Source organism: Winogradskyella thalassocola, assembly GCF_900099995.1.
GTDB lineage: Bacteria > Bacteroidota > Bacteroidia > Flavobacteriales > Flavobacteriaceae > Winogradskyella > Winogradskyella thalassocola.
Genome location: NZ_FNCZ01000001.1, coordinates 1,159,001 through 1,179,821, shown reverse-complemented (window position 1 = coordinate 1,179,821; position 20,821 = coordinate 1,159,001). Strand labels below are relative to the sequence as shown.

Below are 20,821 nucleotides of genomic sequence, written 5' to 3'. Positions count from 1 at the left end.
GAGGGATAAATATTTAATTTATATTTTTTTTAAACTAATCGCAAAACCTCCGCCTTCAGCTAGCTTTACATTTAATTTTGAACCTTTTTTAACTTCAATTTTTTCAATAGAAATATCTAATGGATTGTTATCCCAATGTGCATTTTCCCCATCTTTATAGATAATCACTTCATAAGTTTGGTCCGCATCTAAAAAGTCGAAAACGACATCAATGTTTCTTGCATTTTCGTCTGTGATACCTCCCACAAACCAATTTCCTGTTTCTCTTTCCTTTCTGGCAATAGTGACATAATCACCTACAACACCATTTAAAACTTTAGTCGTTTCCCAATCCACTCCAACATCTTTTATAAATTGGAAAGGTTCTGGGTTAGCCTCATAATGTTCTACTAAATCGGCTGCCATTTGCACCGGACTGTAAATAACCACGTACAACGCTAACTGCTGCGCAATGGTTGTATTCACTTGGTTGTCTTTTTTAAACTCGTCGAACTTAATATTGAAAATACCTGGAGTAAAATCAATTGGTCCAGACAACATTCTTGTAAAAGCTACAATTGGTAAATGTTCTGGAGGATTACCACCATCACTTGCCCAAGCATTAAATTCTTGCCCTCTTAAGCCTTCTCTCGAAATTGTATTTGGATAGGTTCGTCTTAAACCTGTAGCTTTAATCGGCTCGTGGGCGTTGATGGCAACTTCATATTTTGCTGCTTTTATAACCGTATTATTATAGTGATTCACCATGTATTGCCCATGGTGGTACTCTCCTTTTGGAAGAATCTTTCCAACATAACCCGTTTTAACTGTATGCATACCATATTTCTGCATCAAAGCAAAAGCCGTATCTTGTTGTTTGGTGTAGGTTTCTGTTGCAGCCGATGTTTCATGATGCATAATAATATCCACTCCTTTTTCCTTTCCGTAACGTACGACTTCATCAATATCGTAATCTGGATACGTGGTTACAAAATCGAAAACACCTTCTCTATCTTCAAAACCAATCCAATGTTCCCAACCTGTATTCCAACCTTCAACTAAAACGCCTCCAATATTGTTTTTTGCTGAAAAATCGATAAAATTCTTAACATTTTCTGTCGTTGCGCCATGGCGTCCATGAGATTTCCCTCCATCTGTCCACGTACTCATATCTTGCGTCATCCCGTAATCCCAAGATGATTTACCTAAGTGCATTTCCCACCAAACCCCTGTGTATTTCATGGGTTTAAACCAAGACACATCTCCAAGTTTATTAGGTTCATTCAAATTAACAATAAGATTAGACTCAATTAAATCTGGAGCGTTATCTGTAATTTGAATCGTTCTCCATGGTGTGTTGAAAGGCATTGTTTTCTTCACTTTGTAATCCCTATTTTCTGAACCTACTAGATTACTTTTTAATTTTAAATTTTCAGTATCTACTTTTAAAGTCATCCCTGAATAATCGACTAAAGCAGCCTCATGAAAACTTAAATGTATTCCATCGACCCCAACCATAGTAACCGGAGTATTTACAGCATTTTCAGGAATATGAGTCTGTGCTAAATTCTTATGATTAGCAAACTGTAAAGCATCAACTTCCGATAATTTTGTGGTGTTATACAAGTGCTCATAAATATCCCAATCGCCAGGAATCCAAAAGGTATTGTAATCTTCTGTAAGATTAAATTCGGTATGTTCTTCCGTGATATAAACATCTCCTTTTAATCGTGCTTGCTCTGGGAATTCATATCTAAATCCAATACCGTCATCATAGACTTTAAAGACGACATTTAAAAAACGCTCGGGACTTGTTTTTTCCTGAAGCTCTACCTTTAATTCGTTGAAGTTATTCACCACATCTAACTGTTCTCCCCAAGGCATTTGCCATGTTTCATTAAACGTAGATGTGCTGGTGTTTTTAATAATAAAGTTCTTATTAAAAGCTGGAACATCTTTAAATTCAAAACCTAAATATGAGGTATCAACAACGGTTTTATTGTTGAATTTAACGACGTAATATGGACGCCCTTCGGTATTAACATCGAAATCAACTACTAGGTTTTTATTTGGTGATGCTACTTCAGTCTTCTGAGTATCTTCTGACTGACATGAGCAAAAAACTAATGCAATTAAGAGTGTAATTAAAGGTGTTTTCATATTACGTTTTATTTAAATATTTATGATAGTTTGCAAGATATTTAAAATCTATTCGCGCTCTAACAATACCGTGTTAAACTTAGTGTTTATAGTGACTTTTCCATTTTCTACAGTTGCTGTTTCTCCAGAGTAGGCATCACGTAGCATGACGCGTTCTTCAAAAACTTTAGACACATCAATCACTTTTTCTCCACTATCTAAATCTAAACCAATAATAACCAAATCTTTAAAATCTCCGTTTTGGTAACTTCTAGAAAAATAATAAGGAGTCTCTGAAATCATTTGGTGATTACCAGCACCAACTGAAGGATGCTTAATTCTAAATTTCCCTAGTTTTTGCCAGTGTGTTAAGACCTCTTTTGTACGCTTTCTATTTGCAATAGAATCCCAATTCATCATAGAACGTAAAGTTGCATCACCTTCTGTACCAGGAATTATAAGTGACCTTGAAGATTCATCACCATAATAGACTTGAGAGGTTCCTGGCGATAACAATAACTTATTGGCTGTTTCGAAAGGTTTCTTTCTTTGAGCATCAAATGGTTGACCATCATCATGAGAGGTTAAATAATTTAAAGTCCCAAAACCTTCTAATTCATTATGTAAAATCGCATCATAATGTGAAAATAAATCGTCGTAATCTTTATCTCTAGAATTGTACTTAAACTCGAAGTTTATTAAACTTTGAAAGCTAGGTGGATCAAAATAATTTACTTTTCGATCTCCGAAATCAAATTCCTGACCTGAACTTACTCCATAATTATAGATTTCACCAACAAGATAAAATTCATTATCATCTAAAACCTGCTCCGGATGGCTCTTCTTATATTGAGAAAACGCATAATCACATTCTACCTTAAACTCTTGCCAAACATATTCTTCTACATGCTTAACCGTATCTGCTCTGTACCCATCGACTCCAAATTCTGTGATGTAATCAGTGAGCCATTTCATGATGTAAAAACGTGGTGCTCTTGGATGGCCTGTGCGTTCAAAGAATTCGTCGAGCTCTTTTACTTCTTGTTCGTAACGTCCTTCGGCTTTCCATTTTGCTACTAATTGCGGAGGTAAATCAACGTTCTCATTGCTCTCCGTTCTTATATCTGGTAAGTTAGCAACTAGCGTACAACTTATTGTATTTCCATAATTATCATAAGTACACTGTTTGTCTGTACGCACCCAGTCGTCTGGCCAAACTGGATCCTTCTCAGTAACAGGACCGGTGTGATTAATTACAGCATCTAAAACTATTCTTATCCCTCTAGAGTGTGCTTCTTTTACCAACTCGTGTAAATCGTCTTTAGTTCCAAAATTGGGATCAATTGCTGTCCAATCTTTGGTCCAATAGCCATGAAAACCATAAGTGACTCCAGTACCTTCATCGGTTCCTCCATGAATTTGCTCAACAATCGGTGTCATCCAAATAGCATTGATTCCTAAATCGGTAAAATAACCTTCCTTTATTTTTTGAGTGATGCCCTTAATGTCGCCTCCTTTAAACCCTCTCAGCTTTGCGGTTTCTTTGGTTCTATCAAAATTGATATCATTAGATGTATCTCCATTATTGAAGCGGTCCGTTAATAAAAAATAAATATTAGCAGCTTCCCAAATAAATGGAGTCTCTATAACTTCTGGTGTTTCCATTGAAGCTGTTTGGCTTTCTGTGTCCTTATTTTTGCAACTCAAAGTGATAAGAATTAGGGTAAATAAAAATAGTTTTTTCATCTTTTGTGCCCATGAAAATGGGTAACTTTTTATTAGACTTTTTTTTAAAACCTACAAGGTTTTTGAAACCTTGCAGGTTGGATAATTTAAAACCCGTCAGGTCTAGACTTAGGTTTCTTTGGCGTAACTTAATTTATTTTTAAAATGAAAGATTCTAATGGCTTGATATCAACTCTCACTTTAGCTTTACCATTTTCAACGTTTAAGGTTGAAGCATATTGATTATACAATTGGTCTTTTACTTCGTATTCACCATCCTGAAGTCCTAATTTCTGAACTAAATCTGCTGGTAATTGCAATTCGAATCCATAAGTGTTTTCTGCATTAAAGTTTGAAATGATAATTAATTTTTCATCATCACTCCAACGTACAAACGACAAGACTTTATCATTATACCATTCTGTATTTTGATGATTATAATGTTGAATATCTTGATAGTCTCCCATTAAAGCCGAACTATTTATAGTGAAATTCAACAGTCGCTTATAAAAATCTCGAAGTTCTAATTCTTCTTTTGTGGATTGTCCACCATCAAACTTTTTATCGTTGACCCAACGCACATAACTAGGCACTGAACCATAATCGAAAATTGAGGTTCGGGTTGGATCTCCAAAACCTAAATCTTCAGCGCCTGGTTCTCCGAATTCTTGACCAAAATAAATCATTGTTGGTGCTGTGGATGATGTTGCCGAAACCACCATTGCAGGTTTTCCTTTAGCTGCGTTTCCTGCAAAATCTGGACTGGCAATACGTTGCTCATCATGATTTTCTAAGAAATGAAGCATGTTGTGCTCTATATCGCTTAACTCACTTAAAATTGGCGGCACATTGTCCGTACTTCCATGCCCTTGCATCACATGTTTTAAGGTGTCGTATAACTGAACTTTATCATATAAATAGTCCATTTTCCCTTTTCGGATATAATCTCTATATAAACTTGGATTGTAAACCTCCGCTAATAAAAAGGCATCTGGATTTTCCATTTTTATAGCTGAATTCATGTAACTCCAAAATTCCACAGGTACCATTTCTGCCATATCATAACGGAATCCATCGACACCTTTTGCCGTCCAATACAAAGCAATATCTTTGAATTTTACCCAAGAACTTGGTACGGTTCTATCCTTCCAAAAGTCGAAATGCTTTTTGTAGTCTTCATTATCGAAACCTTCTGGTAATTCGTTAAAATCTTTTCTCCCATCAGGACTTATTCCGTAATTCACCTTTACAGTTTCGTACCAATCATTAACATCTGGTTGTGATGCTCGTGAACCGTTCCCTGTCCATTTTGCCGGAATTTCCTCAAACTTACTATCTGCTAATGGATGTTGTTCGCCGCCTAAAGGTTGGTAGCCATGTTTCCATTCTGGTACTTTAAATGCTTCACCAGGATTGTAGTAAAAATTATTATTAACGTCGTAAGTCTTAGTTTTATCATCGTCTGCACCAAAATCGGTTGTCCCTTCAGGATTGGTTAAACTTTGGTAATTACGAGCGACGTGATTTGGAACGATATCTATAATGACTTTTAAACCTGCGTTGTGAGAACGTTCTATTAAAGCTTCAAACTCTTCTAATCGGTTTTCTACATTGACGGCTAAATCTGGATTCACATTATAATAATCCTTCACGGCATAAGGAGAACCTGCTCGACCTTTTACGATATCTGGATCGTCATTTGAAATCCCGAATGCTGTATAATCTGTAATCACATCGTGATGCGGCACACCAGTATACCAAATATGTGTGACACCTAAATCTTTAATTTCTTTTAAGGCTTTATCCGTAAAATCGTTGAATTTCCCAACACCATTTTCTTCAAGTGTTCCCCAAGGTTTGTTGGTCGTATTTGTATTTCCGAATAGACGTGTAAAGACTTGGTAAACGACTTCTTTTTTCTTCATTTCTGGTTTGATTTCTTCTGATTTAGGCAACTCTTTCACTTCGTTTTTACAACCTACGAACACGGTAAAAACGAAAGCAATTAAGATAAGATTTTTTATATGCATTGCATTATTTTTTTAATTTGATTTTGATAATTGAATGTTCACTTGGATTACGTTCAACAGCAATCTTAAGTAATTTTGAATCTTCATCCCATTCAAATCGACGACCCTGTCCAACAATTACACTTTTTGGTTTTTTATCTAGTCCATGAATTAATAAATAAAACACGCGACCTTTTGTTTCAAGGTTATCACCGATAACATCATTAATTTCAAATTGTAATCGATGTCCTTTTTTGGTCATATTAAATGAAAGTAATTCATAATTTTCATTTTGAATGGGACCTGAAGACATTCCATTGTCTGTATAAATTTGAGTAGAACTTGTAGTTATAGAATCATCGTAATAATAATTTACATGATAATACGTATCCTTATAATCCAAGGTGGTTTGCACCAACTCAGCTTCTGGAATAAAAGCTCCTGCTCTCACATAGGTTGGAATAGAATTTTCTTTGAGTTGAACCATTTTTGTTTGTCCACCTACAATTCTCTCATGAGTATAAAAATCGAACCACACATTATCCTTTGGAAAGTAAACCTCCTGTTCGGTAAGTCCTGCTTCTAAAACTGGAGATACTAAAATATCATTTCCCCATAAATAGGTTTTTGAATAATTGAATAATTCAGGATTATCAGATTCTTCAAAAAACAAAGGTCGCATTAGTGGTTTCCCAAATTGGTTGTTTTCATAAACTAAGTTATAATTGTAAGGCAATAATTTGTAACGTAATTCAATAGCTTGCTTTGCTAAAGCTTTTGCTTTCGTGCTTCTAAAAATAGGTTCGCTAGGTACATCTTCTTGTGCATGTGGTCTAAAAATAGGATTGAATACTCCATATTGCAACCAACGTGCATACAACTCATCATCTAAGTTTGCACCTGCAAATCCACCTAAATCAGAATGCATATATGCCAAGCCTTGTATGCCCATTTGAAGCGCAATTTCAGGTTGACTTTGTAAACCGCCCCAAGTTCTGTTTACATCGCCAGACCATGGAATCATACCATAACGTTGCGACCCAGAATAGCCAGCTCGCATTAAAATAAATGGTCTTGTATTTGGAAAATCGCGTTTATAACCTTCATGGATTAATCGTGCCCAATCGTGTCCATAGATATTATGAACTTCGTCTGCGCTACCTGTATGATGCTGCACCCAATTAGGGTGTACTTCGGGTTCTCCTAAATCTCCCCAAATACCTGCAACTCCCATATTGGCGATATCTTTATAAATATTCCAAAACCACTTTTCGCCTTCGGGTTTGTAAATATCTATGAGTCCGGTGTTACCAAAATAGAAATCGTATTTAGCAGGATTTCCTATGGAGTCCTTAGCCAACACATCTTTTTCAACAGCTTCATCCCATTTTTTGGACGTGGTTAAAACAAACGGTTCAGTAATCGTAATGGTTTTAACTCCTTTATTATTCAGACGTTTTACCATGCCTTCAAAATCAGGAAAGGAATCTCTAAACACTTCCAGATTTCCCATGGTACCTTTTAGATCTTTTCCGAACCAATATAAATCGAGAATAATCGCATCAACAGGTATTTCTTCTTCCTTGAATTTATCGATGGTCATTTCTACTTCTTCCTGAGAATGATAGCCAAAACGGCTTGAGAAATTCCCCAACGCCCAACGTGGTAACATGGGTTGCTTTCCAGTTAAGTCGGTGTAATTATTAGTAATGTCGTACCAAGAATCCCCAACAATCACTTGATATGTTTTTCGTCCTGAAATAGTTTCATACTTCAACGTATTATCTCCTTTGCTATCCAAGTCTAAAAAACCAATTGGTGCGTTATCAAAGTGAATCATGTATTTGTTAGACGACAACACAATTGGTAAGGTAAAGTTCATTAATTCACTATGGGTTTCGTAACCGTAATGTGCTCTGTTATATAATTGCAAACGGTGTCCACGACGATTCATACCTAAAGCTCTTGCGCCTCCTCCGTATAAAACTTCATCTTTGGTAAGGTCGAATTCTATAGTTTCTAGACTGTCGTTTTTAACGTAACCTGCTTTTTCAGAAATAATTGGTTTGCCTTTATAAGAATAAGATATTTGAAAAGGTTGCTTTTGGATCTCAACTTGTACCCCTTCAGTTAACAAAACAATACTATTTTCATCTTCTTTAAACTCCTTTAAATAATCTGTGCCATTGAAAATCATATCTCCATGCGCTGAAACCATATGCTTCATATTTTCGGGTTTTAGAGTAACAGCATGAGAAATAGGTTCCAATTTTTCACCTATAGGAATGAAAGTTGTTTCTATAATAGATGGATTATAAACTAAGAATTGATAAGTTCCATCACTTACTTCTATTTCAACCGTAAAGTCTGTTTTCTTTACATTTTTGAACTTTCTTGCCTCGTTTTGCGCAGTGATTGAAATCGCAAATATTAAACTTATGATTAAGACAATATATTTTTTCATATTTAGCTTTTATACCTACAAGGTTTTTGAAACCTTGCAGGATATGTTTAATTCAACTTTTTAGACCTGTTAAGTCTTTTTAAAATTTAGTAGTCAATATTAAACTGCCTTTAGAAGGTAAAGACAGACTATTATTCCAAATTAGTATTTCATCGGAAATGATATTTTTCAACGTTTTTCCTTTTAATTCTAACTCTTCAAAACGTTCTAAATCTATCTCTAGAGGTTCCTCATTTTTATTGATTATATGAACGATGGTTTCATTTTCTATCATTCGCGCTAAAACATAAACCCCATCTTGTGGCGCAAAATGTACAGTTTTACCATTGTGAATAGCGTCGCTTGTTTTTCTGTAATTCAATATTTTTTTGAGAAAAGACTGCATCTCTTTTTGAGCATCTGAAAGTCCTTCGCCTGTAAATGCATTAATGGCATCACCTTCCCATCCACCAGGAAAATCAGTTCTAATTAAACCATGGTCTCCTGGGTTATCAAAATCATCCATTAAAATTTCTGTGCCATAATAAATTTGTGGAATTCTTGGCATCATTAATAAGTAACTCAAAGCCATTTTGGTTTTGGTAAGATCTCCATCGAACTCTGTATAAACACGACTTTTATCGTGATTATCTAAAAATGCCATAATATCTTTTGGAGCGGTATAGGCAAAATCATTAGCTAAGCCTTCGTACATTTTTACGAGACCTTTGTCCCATGATTCCTCTTCATTTAAGGCATCAACTATATTTTTCTGCATTGCAAAATCCATAGTCGATTTTAAGTTAGAATCGTATTGGTCCTTATTTTTCTGACCGTCTTGCCAATAGCCTATTAAAAGCGGATTGTAACTCCATTCTTCCCCAACAATTGAAAAATTAGGGTATTCATTCATAATCGCTCCTGCCCAATTCCTCATAAATTCTTTTTCGGAATACGGATAGGTATCTTGACGAATGCCGCCCAAACCAAGAGTTTCTACCCACCAAATACTATTTTGAATAATATAGTTGGCCATAAACGGATTACGCTGATTTAAATCTGGCATATCAGACACAAACCAACCATCTGCCATTTCCTGATGATCTTTTTTAGACGCATAAGGATCTTGGTTTGTAGTCCGTCTATGATTGGACGTTTTAGTTACTTTCCAGTCCCAATTATCGATATTCTCTTCGTATAATTCTTGGTAATTTACCCAATCTTTAAACGGTAAATCCGTCATCCACCAATGTTGTAATCCACAGTGATTCGCCACCTGATCCATGATGAGTTTCATATCTCGCGATCTTAAATCATCGGCTAATTTTCGATATTCTTCTATGGTTCCAAAACGTGGATCTACTTCGTAAAAATCCGTCATCGCATACCCATGATACGAGCCACTTGGCATATCGTTAGTTAAAACCGGACACGGCCAAACCGCTGTAAATCCTAAATCGTGTATATAATCTAAATGTTCAGTAATTCCCTGAATGTCGCCTCCATGCCTAGCGTAATCATCTGTTCTATCAATTCCTTGTTGAAGTAATCCTTTTACCTCATCATTTTTAGGATTAGCGTTTGCAAATCGGTCTGGTGTAATTAAATAAATAGCATCCGAACTATCGAATCCGATATAATCTTCAGCTGGTTTTTCTCGTGATTTTAATTCATACGTTTGAACTAGTTCTGAATCATCTGCCAGTTTAAATCTAATATTGAATTGTCCTGCTTTTGCAGTTTTAGAAATTTTTAAATCTAAAAAGAGATAATTAGGACTATCCGCTTGATGAAGTTTAGTTATAGAAACACCTTGATAAGAAATTTTAGGTTTGGTATTTCCAATATTTGGATGCTTCACCAACAATTGAACACTTTGATTTTTGAAACCTATCCACCAGTTTGGAGGTTCGACACGTTGAATGTCATTTCTAATTTCTGTAACAATTTCAGAAACAACTTTTTCTTGAGGCGTCTCCTCTTTACACGACAAAACACCAAGACATATAACTATTACTAAGATTTTGAGTACTTTCATATTACTGATATTTTGACGTTCAGGTTATAGACCTAACTGGATTAAAATGGTTTCTAATTCATTTTATTATGTAAAAATACCTACAAGGTTTTGAAAACCTTGCAGGATATTAAAATTATGATTGTGCCAGTATCATTAGACCTTTTTAAACAAGGCTAGAAGATTTAAACCGTTACTAAATTATTAGGACTTATAGTTAGTTCTTTACCATTAACTAAAATTTGTAAATCGGTATCTCCTTCCAATTGAAATTGCGTTTCATTTTGATTAACGCTGACTTTAATTATCTGATTTCTAAAATTCACTTTAAAAGAATAAGCATCCCATTGGTTTGGAATTTTAGGCTCAAAAGACAAGGTGTCATTTTTAATACGCATACCACCAAAGCCTTCAACAATACTCATCCAAGTACCAGCCATTGAGGTAATATGTAAGCCTTCGTGTACTTCGTGATTATAGTCATCCAAATCTAAACGCGATGTTCTTAAATAGAATGTATAAGCCTGATCCATGCGATCTAACTTAGCTGCTTGAATACTATGCACACAAGGAGATAATGAACTTTCATGAACTGTAAAAGGTTCATAAAATTTGAAATGGCGTTCCAATTCTTCAGTTGAAAAATCGTCTTCAAAGAAATAGAATCCTTGAAGAATATCCGCTTGCTTTATATAAGGTGAACGTAAGATCCTATCCCAAGACCATTTTTGATTAATTGGTCGTTGTGTTTGGTCTAAATCTTCAACTGTAATTAATTCTTTGTCTAAAAAACCATCTTGTTGTAAAAACACTTTATGTTCGTCTGAATATGGAAAATACATGTTATCAGCTACTTTTTTCCAAAGCGCTAATTCTTCATGTGAAATATTTGTTTTCCCTGAAATTCTTTCAAAATCCGCACTATGGCCTTCTTTTACTTTTTCAATCGTTTCTAAAGTATAATCAATACACCATTTGGCAATATAGTTCGTGTACCAATTATTGTTGACGTTGTTTTCATATTCGTTTGGTCCTGTAACACCCAAAATCATGTATTTGTTCTTGTGGGTAGAGAAGTTGGCTCTTTGGTGCCAAAAACGTGAAATTCCGATAAGAACCTCAAGTCCCATTTCTGGAATGTAACTAAAATCTCCTGTATATCTATAATAATTGAAAATCGCAAAAGCAATGGCTCCGTTTCTATGAATTTCTTCGAATGTAATTTCCCATTCGTTATGGCATTCTTCACCATTCATCGTTACCATAGGATACAACGCCGCTCCATTTGAAAAACCTAATTTCTGCGCATTTTCTATGGCTTTTTCAAGATGATTATAACGGTATGTCAAAAGGTTTCTAGCAACCTCTTGGTCTTTTGTTGCCATATAAAATGGAATACAATACGCTTCAGTATCCCAATACGTACTTCCTCCGTATTTTTCTCCTGTAAATCCTTTTGGACCAATATTTAAAGTGGCATCTGTACCCGAATAGGTTTGGTTTAGATGAAAAATATTAAAACGAATACCTTGTTGTGCTTTAACATCACCATCAATTGTGATATCTGCCATATCCCAAATTTTAGCCCAAGCTTCTTTTTGTCCATCTAACAATTTAGAAAAACCAGCGTCTGTTGCTTTGCTTAATATAGACTTCGCTGCTGCAACTAATTCATTTTTATCGTGATCGCGATCTACAGTATACCCACCAAATTTATGAATGGTGTACGTTTCATCTTTCTTAACATTATAAGTGTAACTGAATGAAGCCAAATGAGCATCTGAAGCAAAATCTGGTTTATTTATTACGGATTTACCATCAATAAAAACTTGAGATTCCATAAATGTACAGGTATAGAAATCTGTTTTCATGGTTTTAGCCTGAATAAAGGCTTGGTTATTCTCGTGACTCACATTTAAAGTATCCCAAAACTTATCCTCCCAATTGGTATCTTCGTTTGTAATACCTGAATCTAAATACGGTTGAAATGTAATTTCAGCATCTGAATTCAATGGTTTTATATTGAAATTAATCGCACCTACTTCGTCTAAATCTAAACTTAGAAATCGTGTGGTTTTAACTTCAACTTCAATATTATTTTGAAGTGTTGCTACGAAACTACGAGACAGCCAACCTTCTTTCATGTTTAGTTCTCTACGAAAGTCTTTCACGTTTTTACACGCGAATAAATCGAGTTGCTCGTCATTAATAGTTACATTAATTCCTATCCAACTTGGCGCATTCAATACTTTAGCAAAATATTCTGGATACCCATTTTTCCACCAGCCTACTCTGGTTTTATCGGGGTAGTAAACGCCAGCAATATAGCTACCTTGAAAAGTTGGGCCTGAATATTTTTCTTCAAAATTGGCACGTTGTCCCATCGCACCATTACCGATACTGAATAAACTTTCTGATGCCTTTACCTGATTTGGGTCGAATCCTTCTTCTAAAATTGACCAGTTGTTTGGGATGATGTAATCTAGGTTCATTATAATATTATTTAAAAATCTCTAAATGAGACGTTTTACTTTTGATTAATTTTCGATTAGAGATTTTATAAAATCATCTGAGATTTCAGTAAAATCATTGAATACGTATGTGGCATGCCCTAAGACATCTTTACTCCCGATTCCTATTGAAATCATATTTGCAGCATTAGCAGCAGTAACACCTGCAACTGAATCTTCAAAAACAATACAATCTTCTGGTTTTATGTTAATTTCCTTCGCTGCTATTAAAAACACCTCTGGATCTGGTTTTGCTTTTGTTACATCATTTCCATCTACAATAGCATCGAAACTAGATTTTAGGTGAACACGATCTAAAATTATTCTAGCATTTTTACTCGCAGAACCTAATGAAATGGGCTGATTTTGTGCTTTTAAAGTGTTAAGCACTCTTGGAACATCAGGTAGTATTTCACTCTCATCCATTTCTGCGATGTAACTTAAATACTCTTCGTTCTTTTTACTCATGAGTTCATTAAACAAATCTTGCGAAATGGTTTTATTCCCCCAAGCCAAGATTTTTTCTAAAGAACGCACGCGGCTTACACCTTTAAGTTGTTCGTTTTCTTCTTCTGTAAAATTTATATCTAGACCTTTAGCCAGCTGTTGCCATGCTAAGAAGTGATATTTTGCGGTATCTACAATGACACCATCTAAATCGAATATGAATCCTTTTTTGTTCATCTATTTATTTTTGAATAACGTCATCAACGTCTTTAACTTTTGATACTAATGCTGCTGCGATTAAAAAACTAATACCACTCATCATTAAAGCAAATATGGCTTGATTTCCATATGCATATTTAACAAGAGGACCACCAATTAAGGCGTTAATTATTTGAGGAATTACAATGAAAAAATTAAAAATTCCCATATAGACTCCCATCTTTTTTGGAGAAATTGAACCCGCTAAAATGGCGTAAGGCATTGCCAAAATACTTGCCCAAGCAATTCCTATACCAATCATACAAGCGATAAGCCAGTTTTTGTCTGGCATGATGTAAATTGAAAGTAATCCTAATCCACCAATGACCAATGATATTGCATGTGTACGTTTTCTTCCTATTTTCTTAGCGATATAAGGAAGTGCAAAAGCGTAAAAGGCAGAAACTAGATTATAGACTCCAAATAAAATACCAATCCAATCACCAGCATCCTGATAGGTAGAACTGCTACTATCTGTATAAGGCAAACCATAAATATGCTGAGCAATTGCTGGTGTAGCAAATACCCACATCCCAAAAAGTCCGAACCAAGAAAAGAATTGCACCCAACTTAATTGACGCATTGTTGTTGGCATTTTTCTGAAATCATCGAAAATATCGAAAAGACTCGATTTTACTTCATCGCCTACGTGTTCATTATTAGAACCTTCGTGTTGATCTTCAAAGCTATTTAATTCTTCTGGAGAATATTCTTTTGTTGTTACAATAGTTACTAAAATTGATATAATTAAAATAACGGCTCCAATAATAAATGATAAAATTAAATTTGTTGGAACAACACCTGCAACCGTTTCATTTGAAACACCAAACCAATTGGTTAATGCATAAGGCAACCAAGACCCAATAACGGCTCCGAATCCTATTAAAGCGGTTTGAATACTAAAACCTGCCGTACGCTGATCGGTTCTTAAATTATCACCTACTAAAGCCCTAAAAGGCTCCATAGCAATATTAAAAGAGGCATCCATAATCATTAGCATTCCTGCTCCAACCCATAGCGCTGGTAAAAATGCAATGAACATATCTGCTTGTGGCATAAGCACAAGACCAATTGACGATAGAATGGCACCTACTAAAAAATAAGGTTTTCTTCGTCCTAATTTACCCCAAGTTTTATCGCTATAATATCCAACAATTGGTTGAACGATTAGCCCCATTAAGGGTGCAATGATCCAAAACCATGATAGTTCGTGAACATCTGCTCCAAAAATTTGAAGAATTCTACTTGCGTTGGCATTTTGAAGGGCAAAACCCATCTGTATCCCCAGAAATCCGAAACTCATGTTCCAAATTTGCCAGAAACTTAATCTACGCTTTTCCATTAAATAGTATATTAGAGTTAATACTATTCTGACAAGCTTAGCTTATCAAAACTTATGTGAGAAGTGAAAATATAAGTTTTGAATATGGCGCAAAGATAAAAAAGATTTTAAAATATCAATGATATTTTTTTTATTTAGTAGATTCTCGCTCAACTAAATCGGTTGTAATAACCACGGTTTGAAATACCTCGTCCGCACTATTAAATTCGCTTTCTAATTTATCAATTAATAATTCTGCTGCCTTTTCTCCCATATGCTGTGCATGTTGACTCACCGTAGTAAGACTCGGTGTTGCATGCTTTGACAACACACCATCTGTAAAGCCAATAACCTGAACATCATTAGGCACATCGAGTCCTAATTTTCGAGCGACTTTCATGGCCAATAACGCATAAATTTCATTCACTGCGAAAACACCATCTAATTTGGGATTGGACTGAAATAACTGTTCTATTTCCTTTTCTAGCCCTTCTAAATGTGCTTCGTAATCTAAAGATTCGTCAATTTTTAGAATTAACTCCGCTTTTGGTGGCATCTGGTGTTCTTCTAAAGCTTCAAGATAGCCTTGAGTTCTTAATTTACCAACGCTTACGTAGTCTTTTGTAGTAATTAAAGCTATTGACTTACACCCATTTTCTATCAGTTTACCAACTGCTTTTTTTGCTCCATTAAAATCATCAACAATAACTTTATCACATTTTACGTCGGAAACCACACGATCAAACATTACAATAGGCATACCCTGGGTCATCGTTTCATTAAAGTGATGGTAATCTTGCAACTTTAAGGTTTCTTTAGACATCGATAAAATAAAGCCGTCAATACTACCATTTGCTAGCATTTCCATATTTATCACCTCTTTAGAAAACGATTCGTTAGATAAACCAATGATTACATTATAACCTCTTTTGTTCGCAACAAGCTCAACTCCACTAATAACCTTCGAAAAGAAATGGTGAACAATCTCTGGTATAATAATTCCAATAGTATTTGTTCTACGGTTCTTAAGACTTAATGCTATATTATTAGGTCTATAATTATAGAGTTTTGCAAAGGCTTGAATTTTCTGTTTCGTATCCTCGCTAATTTCAGCGCTATTTCGCAATGCTTTTGACACTGTAGAAATAGAAACATCGAGTTCTCTAGCAATTTGTTTTAAGGTAATTTTTCTCTTCATAATCGGTGTAAATTATTGAACGAAGATAAGTCAAAAATTAGATTCAAAATTTCTGACTTCATAATTTTCAGGTAGTTTTATTGAAAAAAGCATAATTTTTAATTATTTCACTGACAATCTTACGATTTATAAAAAAGTTCTTAACACGAAAACGTTTTCGTGACTTTCGTCATGTTATTTTAATGTTAAATGAGATTAAATTTACATAGATTTATCCCGAGAAGTGAAAATATAAATCAAATAACTAAGCAATTAACTTAAATACATTTTATGAAAACAGTTTTAAATGCTTTACTATTCTGTCTCATTATGTTGCCGACAATTTTGTTGGCACAAACTACCGTCACGGGTACTGTTACAGACAAAGCAAACGCCATGCCTTTACCAGGTGTAAATGTTATTATTAAAGGAACTACCAGAGGAACCTCTACAGACTTCGATGGTAAATATTCCTTAGAAGTTAATCAAGGTGAAATTTTAGTAGTTTCTTACCTTGGTTATACAACACAAGAAATTGAGTTCACAGGACAAACCAGTATTGATGTCGCTATTGCGGAAGATGCTTCTCAATTGGACGAGGTTATACTTATTGGTTATGGTACTACCACTAAAAAAGATGCCACAGGTTCTGTTGACGCTGTAACATCGAAAGATTTTACACGTGGAAACATTGTAACCCCAGAAAACTTATTAAGTGGTCGTGTTGCCGGTGTTACCGTTAATACTAGTGGTGCTCCAGGATCTGGCTCAGAAATTAAAATTAGAGGGGGGTCTTCTATTAACGCTTCTAACAATCCGTTAATCGTTATTGATGGATTACCAATCTCTAACGACAACGTCGGAGGTTCTAGAGGGGTTTTAGCGAGTATTAACCCTAACGACATTGATTCTTTTACCGTTTTAAAAGATGCTTCAGCTACTGCCATTTATGGTTCTAGAGCATCAAATGGTGTTATTATTATAGTAACTAAGAAAGGTAAATCAGAATTTAGTGTCGATTATGATGTTCAATATACCTTAGGTGATATTGATGAGCAAATTGAAGTATTTTCTGCAAACGAATACCGAGCATTAGTAGTTGCTCAAAATTTACCAAATAATTTTATCTCTCAATTGGGAGACGCTAACACAAATTGGCAAGATGAAATTTTCAGAAAAACCGTATCAGTAAACCACAACATTACGTTAAGAGGTTCATTATTTAATGCTATACCGGCACGTTTTTCTTTTGGAGTTACAGAACAAGAAGGTGCAATATTAACTTCTGAATTTGATAGACGAAACCTGTCGTTATCTTTAAACCCAACGTTTTTAGATAATCATCTTAAAGTTAACTTAAACACAAACCTCTCTTACGAGGATAATAGGTTTGGTGATTCTGGACAAATTGGTGCAGCACTTGGATATGACCCAACACAACCGGTTTATGATCCAACATCACCTTTTGGAGGATTTTACCAACATAGAAATGGTAACACCCTTTTATTAGGAGGTTCAAATCCTGTAGCTTCATTATTACAAACTAATAATATTGGAGATTCTGAACGTTTCTACGGTAATATTAATTTCGATTATAAATTACATTTCTTACCAGAGATGAAATTTGTATTAAACTTAGGTTATGATAAAACAGAAGGTATTTCTCGTAACAACTCAGTATATGCAACTAATGATCCTATTAAAGGAAATAGATCTTTTAGTTACCAAGAAAGAACAAATCAATCTTTAGACGGGTTCTTAAACTATAAGAAAGATTTTGGTACAATAGGTACTGATTTAACCGCAGGTTATTCTTACCAGAAATTTACAAATGAAGGTTATTATACCGGAAACCAGATAGATCCAAATAGTTTTGGTGATACGTTTGCTGATCCGGATATTGTCTTAATTGGATTTTTTGGAAGAGCTAATTTTACAGTCGCTGAAAAATACTTAATGACACTTACCTATAGAAGAGATGGAACATCACGTTTTAGTGAAGACAACAGATGGGGAGATTTCTACGCTGGAGCTTTAGCATGGAAAATAAGTGATGAAGATTTTCTTAAAGATTCTAAAACAATCTCTAGCTTAAAGTTAAGAGTTGGTTACGGTATTACAGGACAGCAAGAAATTGGTGAACGTGATTTATTTTTAAGTCGTTACCAAGCAGGTCAAAATAACTCTCAATACCAATTTGGAAATGGTATTGTATCTTCATTAATCCCTTCTGAAATTAATCCTGATTTAAAATGGGAGGAAACAAAAACTTTAGAAGTTGGTGTTGATTACGGCTTATTTGACGAACGTATTACAGGTAGTTTAAACGTATTCCAGAAAGATTCGGAAGATTTATTATTTAATGCACCTGTGCCAGATGGAAGTAATTTTTCAAACAGCATTGTTCAAAATATTGGAAATCTTAGAATTCAAGGTTTAGAATTTACAATTAATACAGACGTTATCAAAAAGGAAGATTTCAACTTGAATTTCAACTTTAATGCAACACTTTTAGATAGAGAGATTACAGAATTAGCCTTTGGTCAAGATGTAACTACTGGTGGTATTGCAGGTGGAACAGGAAACTTTGTTCAATTATTTAGAGAAGGGGAATCACCAAACTCTTTCTACGTATTTAAGCAACTAAGAGATACTCAAGGTAATTATATCGAAGGTGCTTATGTCGATTTAAATGGAGATAACATTATTAATGATGAAGATCGTTACCTTAAAGAAAACCCAGATGCCGATGTTATTTTAGGATTTCAAACTAATCTAGAATATAAAGGATTTGATTTTTCATTTAACTTAAGAGCTAACATCGGAAATTACGTTTATAACAATGTAAATTCTTCACGTGCTCAATATGATTTATTACGTAGTAATGCTGTTTTAGGAAATATACCGACATCAGTTTTAGATACTAACTTTCAAACCACATCTGATGTTATCATTTCAGATGTCTATGTTGAGAACGCATCATTCTTAAAAATGGATAACATTACTTTAGGGTATACGTTTAAAAACTTATCAAAATATATAACCTCGATTAGACTTTGGGGAGGTATTCAAAATGTATTTACAATTACCGAATACAGCGGTTTAGATCCGGAAGTATTTAATGGCATTGATAATACAATTTACCCTAGACCAAGAAATATATTAATTGGTGCTAATTTCAAATTTTAATGACTATGAAAAGAATAATAAAAAATATTAGTGTCATTGCCGTATTAATGGTGTTTACATTGACGTCTTGTACAGAAGACTTAAATATAGTACCAAATGACGACGACACTTTATTAGGCTCAGAACTTTACGAAGATGAAGCAGCCTACGAACGTGTAATTGCTGGTGTATATGCTAATCTTGCTCTAACAGGAACTGGTGGCCCAGAATCTTCGAATATTGAAGGTATTGATGCAGGTACCAGTCAATTTGGTCGTGTATTACTATACCTTCAGACTTTAACAGCAGATCAAATGATTTGGTCTTACGAAAATGATCCAGGAACAAGAGAGCTTCAACGTAATATTTGGACCGCTCAAAATCCTATGATTCTAGGAATGTATAGTAGAACACATTTAACTATTGCACTTGCCAATAACTTTTTAAGAGAAACAACTGCAGCTAAGTTAGATTCTAGAGGTGTATCTGAAAGTACACGCGCAGATATAATAGAATACCGTGCAGAAGCTAGATTATTAAGAGCACTATCTTACTATTATATGATGGATCTCTTTGGAAAAGCAAATTTTGGTACTGAAGCAAATGCTGTAAATACCGTTTTACCAGTTGCGGAAAGAGCTGAACTTTTTGAATTTATTGAAAGTGAATTATTAGATATCGAATCGGATTTAGTAGATGCTGGTCAAAACCAATACGGAAGAGCAGATAAAGGTGTCGCTTATATGATTCTTGCTAAAATATATCTTAATGCAGAAGTTTATACAGGAACACCGAGATATGCAGATTGCATGAACTATTGCCAACAACTATTAAGTTCTGGTTATGTGCTTGCAACAGAATACAAACATAATTTTCAAGCGGATAACAACTTAAATTCTGCAACAGGAGAAGTTATTTTCCCAATCATTTCTGATGGATCTACAACTCAAAATTACGGGCCAACAACCGTTATGATTAATGGTTCTGTAGGAAGTCTTGAGGTTAATGGTGCAGAAGTTGGAGTATCAGAAGCTGCTTGGGGCGGAGCTATAAGAGTTAGAAAAGAATTTGCTCAATTATGGGAAGGTGGAAACTTTATCGATGATGATAGAAACACTATTATTTCTGCTAATAGACCAATTGGTATTACAGATATATCTGATCCTAACCAAGGGTATATTATCCAAAAATATTCTAATATGAGTTCTGATGGCGTTGCTGGTATAGATCAAACTTTTGTGGATACTGATTTCCCACTGTTTAGATTAGCTGATGTACATTTAATGTATGCAGAAGCTCATCTTCGTGGTGGAGGTGGAACCATCACTGAAGCGGTTAATTTAGTTAATGCATTAAGAACTCGTGCTAATAACCCTAACACAATTTCTAATGGTGATTTAACTTTACCATTTATCTTAGATGAAAGAGCTAGAGAATTACATTGGGAAGCGCACAGAAGACAAGATTTAATTCGTTTTGGATTATTTACAGGTGGAAATTACAACTGGGCATGGAAAGGAAACGGAAGTAATGGTATTGCGATACCAGCTCATTTAAACCTTTTTCCAATACCTAGTTTAAGTATGTCTTCAAATCCAAATCTTTCACAAAATCCTGGATACTAAAAA

11 protein-coding genes are annotated in these 20,821 nt (G+C 34.7%); 2 read left to right on the top strand and 9 right to left on the bottom strand.

The genetic code is table 11. From position 1 onward, the window contains the following. Positions 1 to 18: 18 nt before the first annotated feature. The 9 genes from BLT80_RS04880 to BLT80_RS04840 all read right to left on the bottom strand — a co-directional run bounded on the left by BLT80_RS04880 (position 19) and on the right by BLT80_RS04840 (position 16,046). On the bottom strand, positions 19 to 2,139 hold the full coding sequence (locus BLT80_RS04880) for a glycoside hydrolase family 97 protein (protein WP_092466443.1): 2,121 nt from the start codon (positions 2,137 to 2,139) through the stop codon (positions 19 to 21). 48 nt (positions 2,140 to 2,187) lie between these two features. Further along, the gene (locus tag BLT80_RS04875) at positions 2,188 to 3,864 is read right to left on the bottom strand and encodes an alpha-amylase family glycosyl hydrolase (protein ID WP_092466442.1); all 1,677 of its coding nucleotides are present in this window, start codon (positions 3,862 to 3,864) and stop codon (positions 2,188 to 2,190) included. Positions 3,865 to 3,992: 128 nt separating this feature from the next. After that, positions 3,993 to 5,873 (bottom strand): alpha-amylase family glycosyl hydrolase, encoded by a 1,881-nt coding sequence (locus BLT80_RS04870; RefSeq protein ID WP_092466441.1) that lies wholly within the window; start codon positions 5,871 to 5,873, stop codon positions 3,993 to 3,995. A gap of 4 nt (positions 5,874 to 5,877) precedes the next feature. Further along, a complete protein-coding gene (locus BLT80_RS04865) occupies positions 5,878 to 8,316 on the bottom strand; it encodes a TIM-barrel domain-containing protein (protein WP_092466440.1) in 2,439 nt (812 codons plus the stop codon). 79 nt (positions 8,317 to 8,395) lie between these two features. After that, positions 8,396 to 10,333 (bottom strand): glycoside hydrolase family 13 protein, encoded by a 1,938-nt coding sequence (locus tag BLT80_RS04860; RefSeq protein ID WP_092466439.1) that lies wholly within the window; start codon positions 10,331 to 10,333, stop codon positions 8,396 to 8,398. Between the two features lie 164 nt (positions 10,334 to 10,497). Next, positions 10,498 to 12,804, bottom strand: coding sequence for a glycoside hydrolase family 65 protein (locus BLT80_RS04855; protein WP_092466438.1), 2,307 nt, complete (start codon positions 12,802 to 12,804; stop codon positions 10,498 to 10,500). A gap of 45 nt (positions 12,805 to 12,849) precedes the next feature. Next, positions 12,850 to 13,506 (bottom strand): beta-phosphoglucomutase, encoded by a 657-nt coding sequence (gene pgmB / locus BLT80_RS04850; RefSeq protein ID WP_092466437.1) that lies wholly within the window; start codon positions 13,504 to 13,506, stop codon positions 12,850 to 12,852. Between the two features lie 4 nt (positions 13,507 to 13,510). Further along, positions 13,511 to 14,869: an MFS transporter gene (locus BLT80_RS04845; protein ID WP_092466436.1), complete on the bottom strand. Its 1,359-nt coding sequence runs from the start codon at positions 14,867 to 14,869 to the stop codon at positions 13,511 to 13,513. Positions 14,870 to 14,999: 130 nt separating this feature from the next. Continuing rightward, a complete protein-coding gene (locus BLT80_RS04840; protein ID WP_092466435.1) occupies positions 15,000 to 16,046 on the bottom strand; it encodes a LacI family DNA-binding transcriptional regulator in 1,047 nt (348 codons plus the stop codon). A 270-nt stretch (positions 16,047 to 16,316) separates the two neighbouring features. Between BLT80_RS04840 and BLT80_RS04835 the strand changes: the two genes are divergently transcribed. Continuing rightward, positions 16,317 to 19,214, top strand: coding sequence for a SusC/RagA family TonB-linked outer membrane protein (locus BLT80_RS04835; protein WP_092466434.1), 2,898 nt, complete (start codon positions 16,317 to 16,319; stop codon positions 19,212 to 19,214). A gap of 5 nt (positions 19,215 to 19,219) precedes the next feature. Beyond that, positions 19,220 to 20,818, top strand: a complete 1,599-nt coding sequence (locus BLT80_RS04830) for a RagB/SusD family nutrient uptake outer membrane protein (protein ID WP_092466885.1) — start codon at positions 19,220 to 19,222, stop codon at positions 20,816 to 20,818. Positions 20,819 to 20,821 lie beyond the last annotated feature (3 nt).